Origin of the sequence: Nodosilinea nodulosa PCC 7104, from assembly GCF_000309385.1 — a bacterium.
GTDB lineage: Bacteria > Cyanobacteriota > Cyanobacteriia > Phormidesmidales > Phormidesmidaceae > Nodosilinea > Nodosilinea nodulosa.
Genome location: NZ_JH976537.1, coordinates 4614981 through 4621374 on the forward strand (window position 1 = coordinate 4614981; position 6394 = coordinate 4621374).

A 6394-nucleotide genomic window follows, 5' to 3' on the forward strand; every position below is an offset into this window, starting at 1 on the left:
GCTAGAGTTGTGGCCGTAGGGGATACAAGCGACCATGGCATCAGATGCGGTAGAGTTGGCAGACCGGCTTGTCTTCACCGTCACCGGGCGGCATCTGAACGATCTGCAGCGCACTATTTTGCACCAGGTGTGGCACGGGCAAAAGTACCTGGACATTGCCAACACCGCCGGATACACCGAGGGCCACATCAAGGATGTGGCCTACCAGATGTGGCGGCTGCTGTCGAAGGTGACCGGGGAGAAGGTGACCAAATCTACCCTCAAGTCCGCCCTGAAGCGATCGCTGCTGAGGATGGGCATCGAAGTACCCAGTAAAGCGGCTCAAACTGCCTCGGTTTTGCAGGATTTTGGGACTCACCTTTCGCCGGGCAGTGACGGGGAGCAGGCTGTGCTAGCCGCAGACAATCCCAGCTTTGTGGGGCGCCAGGATGCGATCGCCGACCTTGCCGCTCTTGTAGCCCAGGGCCACCGCACAGTTTTGATTCAGGGGGAAGGGGGATTGGGCAAAACCACCCTGGCCCAGCACTTTCTGACGCAACAGTCGCTGGCCCATCGGCCGGTCGATCTCACCCTCGAACTGCTGATGGCCAAAGACACCGCCGACCTGACCCCGGTGGAGTGGGTGGTCGAAGAGTGGCTGCGCCAGGACTTTGGAGTCGAGCCAGGGCGCGAGTTTGGCGTTACCCTCGATCGCCTGCGGCGGCACCTGCGCCAGCAGCGAGTTGCCGTACTCATAGACAATCTAGAACCTGCCTTAGATGCCCAGGGCCAGTTCATCGCGCCCCACCGTCGCTACGGCGAGCTGCTGCGGGTTCTGGCGGATAGCCGAGGGCAGACGCTGACTCTGCTGACCAGCCGCGATCGCCTCTGCGAACCCGGCCTACCGATCGCCCACTACCGACTGCCGGGGCTGGGATTCAGCGCCTGGGCCACCTACTTCACCCACCGGGGCGTCCCCAGCGATACCCCAGTGCTCGCAGCCATGCACAGTGCCTATGGTGGCAATGCCAAGGCCATGGAAATACTCGCTGGAGTCGTGCAGGCCGACTTTGACGGCAGTCTTGCCCTCTACTGGCAGGCCCACAGCCAAGATTTGCTAGGACCAGTGGATTTGAAGAACCTGGTGGATAGCCAGATCAACCGTCTGCGCGCCCTCGACCCCGAAGCCCACCGCCTCTTTTGCCGCCTGGGGGTCTACCGCTATCAAGATGTGCCCACCATTCCCTGGGCGGCGGTGCAGGGTCTGATGGCCGATGTCCCCGCCCAGCGTCACCAGGCCATTGTCACCTCGCTGCGCAATCGCTCTCTGCTGGAATGTCGCCAGGGGCGCTACTGGCTGCACCCGGTCGTACGGGCCGGAGCCTTGGCCCAGCTCACCGCCAGCTCTGAAGGCAAGGCCGATTGGGAGACGGCTCACTGCGCCGCCGCCCGCTGCTGGAGCGATAGCATCCAGCGCATCTGCACGCTGGAGGATGCACTACAGGCCCTAGAAGCCTACTATCACTACGTCGCTATTGACGATTACGGGGCGGCGGCGCGGGTAATCTTGTACAGCCGCGACAACCAGTGGCAGCAGTTTTTGCCCCTGGGCAGTACCCTCTACCGCATGGGCCTGGTGCAGCCGGTCACCGACGCCATCACCGCTATCATCGACCATATTCCTTCGCAAAACGCCGACGCCAGCGAGCTGGCCAATATTCTCGGCGACCTCTACTGGATTCAGGGCCGCTTGCCCGATGCGATCGCCCGCCAGCAAAACGCGATCGCGATCGCCCAGAGCTGCCTCGAGTCCGAATCGCTCGCCACGAGCACCCACCGCTGGTACTACCTGACCATGCTAGTGGTCGACTCCCAGCTCAGCCTGGGCCTTTACCATCTAGATCTGTGGAACCTTGACACCGCTGCCACCTGGTTTGGCCAGGTGATTGCTACCGCCAGCGGCACTCGCCACCAGCCCTGGGCCGACAAAGCCACCACATGCCTGGCTTTGGTCAGGTCGTATCAGGGCAATCGGCAATCTGCGCAAGCCCTGGCTGACTCCATCTTTGAGCAGGTGCAAGGCCGCAGCCAAAGCGGGCGTCACGCATTTTTCGTCCAGCTCCTGGGCCATACCTACCTAAATCTGGGCGATCTAGGTACGGCTGAATCGCTCTTTAACGCTGCCATCCAGGCGGCAGAGGCCGGCCACTATCTGCAAATTAAGGCCAATGCTTTGATCGGGCTGGGGCGATTGAAGCATCAGCGGGGAGAGCTGATGGAAGCCGCAGAGGATTGCCGAGGCGCGATCGCCCTGCTCGACGAGGTTGGTGCCCACTGCGACCTGGCCACCGCCCACCTGCAATACGCCCTTGCCCTGGCCTCTCTAGCTGCCCCGGTCGCCAAAACTGAGCAACATCTTTACAAAGCTCTGGATTTGTTTCAGGCCATCCCAGCTCCCCAGCAGGTCGCCAAAGCCCGGCTGGCATGGGCACAGAGGCGGCGCGAGGTGGTTGCCAACCGCGATTGAGCAGCAGAATTTGTAACAGATACGGCCTTAAGTCGGACGTATCTATCGCAAGACTGTTTACAAACTGAAACATTGCAGTTAATGTAAAGACATACATAACCCGCCTGTCTCCTTTTGACGGGCATCGAGCAAACCTAACTCGCACTTATTTTCATCATGACAACGACCTTACAAAGACAACAATCTGCCTCCCTGTGGGAGCAGTTCTGTCAGTGGGTAACCAGCACCGAGAACCGCCTGTATGTAGGCTGGTTCGGCGTGCTGATGATTCCCACCCTGCTGGCTGCGACCGCCTGCTTCGTGATTGCCTTCATCGCCGCTCCCCCCGTCGACATCGACGGCATCCGTGAGCCCGTGGCTGGCTCGCTGATGTACGGCAACAACATCATCTCCGGTGCGGTGGTGCCGTCCTCCAACGCCATCGGCCTGCACTTCTACCCCATCTGGGAAGCCGCCTCCCTCGACGAGTGGCTGTACAACGGTGGTCCTTACCAACTCGTGATTTTCCACTTCCTCATTGGCGTCTTCTGCTATATGGGTCGTGAGTGGGAACTGAGCTACCGGTTGGGCATGCGCCCCTGGATCTGCGTCGCCTACAGCGCTCCTGTGGCCGCTGCTTCCGCCGTGTTCCTGATCTACCCCCTGGGCCAAGGCTCCTTCTCGGACGGCATGCCCCTGGGTATCTCTGGTACCTTCAACTTCATGCTGGTATTCCAGGCTGAGCACAACATTCTGATGCACCCCTTCCACATGCTGGGCGTGGCCGGTGTGTTCGGTGGCAGCTTGTTCTCCGCCATGCACGGTTCACTGGTGACCAGTTCTCTGGTGCGTGAGACCACCGAGTCTGAGTCGCAGAACTACGGCTACAAGTTTGGCCAAGAAGAAGAGACCTACAACATCGTTGCGGCCCACGGCTACTTCGGTCGGTTGATCTTCCAATATGCCAGCTTCAACAACAGCCGCAGCCTGCACTTCTTCCTGGGCGCATGGCCTGTGATTGGCATCTGGTTCACGGCCCTGGGCATCAGCACGATGGCGTTCAACCTGAACGGGTTCAACTTCAACCAGTCGATCCTTGACTCTCAGGGTCGTGTGATTGGCACCTGGGCAGACGTGATTAATCGTGCGAACCTGGGTATGGAAGTGATGCACGAGCGCAATGCTCACAACTTCCCCCTCGACCTGGCCACGGCTGAGGCACCTGAAATCATCGGCTAGTCGATTGCGACTACCCCATTGATTGATTAGCGAAAGAGCGCTCCCTACGGGGGGCGCTTTTTTGTTGTGTTAGGCAAGCTAGCATTGTAGGAGCGATAGAATTCAAGAAAACCCTTCCCAGATCGACCGTTGCCTTGTGATCGCTGTTCCCAACTACATCGAACCAGAGGAGTATCTGGTGCTTGAGCTACAGAGTCGTATTCGCCATGAATATCGACGAGGGCTGGTTTACGCCACGGCGGGCGGTACCGATAACCGCGATCGCATCGCCTTTAATTTGCTGAAGATTATCGATCATCACTTAGGTAATGACTCCAACTGCCGATTTTACTCGGGCAATGTTAAGGTCAGCTATCGGGATGAGTTTTACTACTACCCCGATGCTTTTGTAACCTGTGACCCGAGGGACCGGCGCGATCGCTACATCAAGCGCTACCCCAAACTGGTGGCAGAGGTGCTATCAACTAGTACCGAAACTTTTGATCGAGACGAAAAACTTCAGGATTACCAGCAGCTCGACTCGCTGCAAGAGTATGTGCTGATTTCCCAGGAGAGCCAGCAGGTGGAATGCCGCTGCACCACTGCCTCCGGGGATTGGCAGGTGGATGTGTATAGGGCGGGCGATCGGGTAAAGCTGGCCAGCCTGGGTCTGGAATTTGATATTGCCAAACTGTATCGCGGCCTGGACGAAAGCTAACTGGGGGACGCTACGTTTGGAAGCAACCTATTCCAAGTCTTTGGGATCGACGCCCATCTCTTGTAGTTTAGCCAGGGCTTTATCTAGCCTCTGCTGGGTTTGGTCACGCTCCTGAAGTAGTTCATCAGGATCTTTGAAAGGCTTCCCATCGGGATAAAACAGCGCTAGGCCGTCCTCAAACATATCGAACCGGATGCTAAGGATGGGAGAAACCCAGGGCAAGTTGAGCCGGGTTAACAGCGTTGGCCGATCGCTGACTTGCTGGCGCACCAGCCCCCAAAACTCAAAGCTGTCGGGGTCGTAGAAGAACATTTCTAGAACGCCGTGGCGATCGTAAAAGCTCTGCTTTTGGGATATTTCTGTCGCTGAATTGCTTGGGGAGATAATTTCAAAGACCACCTGAGGGGCAATGTTATCTTCTTGCCACTGCTTGTAGCTGCCTCGGTCATAGTCGGGACGACCCATTACAACCATGGCGTCTGGGGCTTGGGCAGGCACAGGAGGCGCATCGACTTTAACTGGGTACCACAGCAAATCACCAGCGGCAAACGCAGTTTGCTCTTGCAACAGGTGCTTGAGATTGGTGACCAGCCGTACAATCCAGCGGTACTGCTTGGTATTGTCGGCCATGGGTTTGCCGTCAGCATCGGGATATAGGGTCTCAGCGGGGACAGGGGTTTGAACCATGGTGAGCCTTTCAAGATAGGCCAACGGCTGGCCACATTGGGTTACCGATGAATGTAGGCTTGGGGCAACATTCTTTATCTCATTGTAGGACGGGCGAGTGCGGCGTACCCATCTAGCAAGGCTCTTCGTAGCGTTTTGCTTCGATCAGCTCAAAATCTAGCAGCCGGAGACGGGCTAACGATCGCATAACCCAACAAAACCTACGCTGGCGTTGGGTTTCGTGACCTCAACCCAACCTAGAAGAGATTTGCTATCACTACATGAGGTCTGTGATAGCACTTACTTGTCAACTGGATTTCCTGACTCGATAACACTTAAAACAAGAACCTCAAAATCTTTCCAAAAGCTCAATTCATCTTCATAATTGTCAATCAAAAATCCACCTGAGGAAAAAGTCGCTTCTGCCATGGAAACGCCAATATTTATTGGCCCACGAGGGAGCAAGTTGAGAAGACTCGTGATTTTGGACATTCTTTTATAAGTGCTTTGAATTTGCACTATTTCATTGTCTTCAAAAGCAGCAGGTACTCTTGTCATCTGACTTTCCCATGCTTTGCACCTCCATTCTGGGAAAGGGCTTTTTGAAAGCTTAAGAAGCCTCGAAGTTATCTGCCTCCCAGTCGCGAAAACCGAAATCTCATCTTCACTAATTTCCTTGACGACTTGTTCCCAAAAGAGCTTTAGTTCATCAATGTTTTGCTGAATTTCAAGCCTAATCAATGTACGAATAGACTTCTTTTCTTTGTTGGCTACACGATTCTCTTTGTAGGAGTCACGCAGGAAATTTAGAAGAAAACCTATGAAAACACCAAGAAGACTAGCTATGGCGGGGCTGCTTGCGATTGGCTTGACAAAATCTTGTTCCATACGCGCTAACTCGACAGTAGGATAGTTAAAAGCTATTCAGTTTTTGGTTCTAACCAAAATATCATTTTGTATAGACTGTTCGTCGTAAATAGTAACTCTACCACCCCGCTCGATAGAGCATTTCCATCTACCTATAGCAATCCGGAATGATTCGTGAAATATATCAGTATAATTACTGAGGATCCAGAATTCTGATGCGAGGTGTGATGGTCATGCCCACCCCCCAGACTAAGCTCAGCAAAACCATTGCCATTGAAGAACTCAAGGCCTTTATCAGTGCTGAACGTGATGGTCGCCAAGTGAAGAAAGCATTGGCCGTCAAACTGATCTATCAGGACTATGGCTATGAGGCCATCACCGCGATTCTCGATGTATCGCTGGGAGCCCTGAGCAAATGGAAACAAGCCTATGAGCGGGAC

General features: G+C 55.3%; 5 protein-coding genes and 1 pseudogene. 4 read left to right on the top strand and 2 right to left on the bottom strand.

Annotated features, from left to right (window positions below; genetic code table 11):
- Window positions 1-34 precede the first annotated feature (34 nt).
- The 3 genes from LEPTO7104_RS0121440 to LEPTO7104_RS0121450 all read left to right on the top strand — a co-directional run bounded on the left by LEPTO7104_RS0121440 (window position 35) and on the right by LEPTO7104_RS0121450 (window position 4421).
- On the top strand, window positions 35-2506 hold the full coding sequence (locus tag LEPTO7104_RS0121440; protein WP_017300649.1) for a helix-turn-helix domain-containing protein: 2472 nt from the start codon (window positions 35-37) through the stop codon (window positions 2504-2506).
- 156 nt (window positions 2507-2662) lie between these two features.
- Window positions 2663-3724: a photosystem II q(b) protein gene (gene psbA / locus LEPTO7104_RS0121445; RefSeq protein ID WP_017300650.1), complete on the top strand. Its 1062-nt coding sequence runs from the start codon at window positions 2663-2665 to the stop codon at window positions 3722-3724.
- A 136-nt stretch (window positions 3725-3860) separates the two neighbouring features.
- Window positions 3861-4421 carry a Uma2 family endonuclease gene (locus tag LEPTO7104_RS0121450; protein WP_017300651.1) on the top strand — a complete coding sequence of 187 codons (561 nt, stop codon included), beginning with the start codon at window positions 3861-3863 and terminating at the stop codon, window positions 4419-4421.
- Window positions 4422-4448: 27 nt separating this feature from the next.
- Here the strand turns inward: LEPTO7104_RS0121450 and LEPTO7104_RS0121455 are convergent, their stop codons facing one another.
- Entirely contained in the window at window positions 4449-5108 is a 660-nt protein-coding gene (locus LEPTO7104_RS0121455; protein ID WP_017300652.1) for a Uma2 family endonuclease, read from the bottom strand.
- 279 nt (window positions 5109-5387) lie between these two features.
- A complete protein-coding gene (locus LEPTO7104_RS0121460) occupies window positions 5388-5975 on the bottom strand; it encodes a hypothetical protein (RefSeq protein ID WP_017300653.1) in 588 nt (195 codons plus the stop codon).
- 212 nt (window positions 5976-6187) lie between these two features.
- Here LEPTO7104_RS0121460 and LEPTO7104_RS41255 point away from each other — a divergent pair.
- Window positions 6188-6394: pseudogene (locus LEPTO7104_RS41255) on the top strand (hypothetical protein); the annotation flags it as partial.